Source organism: Sinomicrobium pectinilyticum (assembly GCF_003725735.1).
GTDB lineage: Bacteria > Bacteroidota > Bacteroidia > Flavobacteriales > Flavobacteriaceae > Sinomicrobium > Sinomicrobium pectinilyticum.
In genome coordinates, this window is sequence record NZ_RJTM01000231.1 from 1 (window position 1) to 560 (window position 560).

Sequence of the window (560 nt, forward strand, 5' to 3'; positions counted from 1 at the left end):
TGACAGGGCCACCGATGTTCCCGGGGGAGAATTCCCTGATCCTTTAAGCCCTTTCCACGCAATTAGCCAGGAGTGGGACAAGGATGGATTGTGTGCTCTGTGTGAAGTGGCCAATCCCGATTTTTCCATAGATGCCGATCCGGATAACTTTGCTTCTCTTAACGCAACTGTTGGTATTGCCGGAGGTGTTTGGCAAGACCTTATTTTTCCGTTCGGAGGGTTGAATGGAGACGTTGTCGAAGTAGAGCTGGGTATTGGCGGAGGCCTTGCGGATTTCTCCTTACTTGGCGGGCTTACCCTGGAAAGCTTTAATGGTACTGTTGCCAATGGTGATGGTATATCTTTATCGGAACCTATCAATATTAAATTGGTCCCCGGAACTACAGACCGTTACATAGCATCTTTTATTGCCGGTGCGGATTTTGACCGCGTTCGTGTGAAATTTGCAGCAATAGCTTCTGCACTCACTAACATACGTATACACGGTGCCAGGCTTCGTTATGGTATGCCGGAAGTTTCCGGTAACCTGGTAGAACCGGGAACTGCTGCAAATCTGCAGC

General features: G+C 48.9%; 1 protein-coding gene. It reads left to right on the forward strand.

Going from position 1 to position 560, the window contains the following annotated elements:
* Nucleotides 1-560: hypothetical protein (locus ED312_RS24065; protein ID WP_170164621.1), on the forward strand; the 560-nt coding region annotated here is incomplete at both ends.